The sequence below is a fragment of the Vibrio sp. OPT41 genome, assembly GCF_015163595.1.
Taxonomy (GTDB): Bacteria; Pseudomonadota; Gammaproteobacteria; order Enterobacterales; family Vibrionaceae; genus Vibrio; species Vibrio alginolyticus.
In genome coordinates this window covers 1-427 of sequence record NZ_JADDYH010000022.1, presented here as the reverse complement: position 1 = coordinate 427, position 427 = coordinate 1, and the positions used below count along the sequence as shown (strand labels likewise).

Below are 427 nucleotides of genomic sequence, written 5' to 3'. Positions count from 1 at the left end.
ACAAAACCTTAAATTGAAGAGTTTGATCATGGCTCAGATTGAACGCTGGCGGCAGGCCTAACACATGCAAGTCGAGCGGAAACGAGTTATCTGAACCTTCGGGGAACGATAACGGCGTCGAGCGGCGGACGGGTGAGTAATGCCTAGGAAATTGCCCTGATGTGGGGGATAACCATTGGAAACGATGGCTAATACCGCATGATGCCTACGGGCCAAAGAGGGGGACCTTCGGGCCTCTCGCGTCAGGATATGCCTAGGTGGGATTAGCTAGTTGGTGAGGTAAGGGCTCACCAAGGCGACGATCCCTAGCTGGTCTGAGAGGATGATCAGCCACACTGGAACTGAGACACGGTCCAGACTCCTACGGGAGGCAGCAGTGGGGAATATTGCACAATGGGCGCAAGCCTGATGCAGCCATGCCGCGTGT

Annotated in this window: 1 rRNA gene; it reads left to right on the top strand. The window is 55.0% G+C overall.

The window, feature by feature from the left end:
- Positions 1–10: 10 nt before the first annotated feature.
- Positions 11–427: ribosomal RNA gene (locus tag IQP38_RS11250) — 16S ribosomal RNA — on the top strand; the annotation flags it as partial.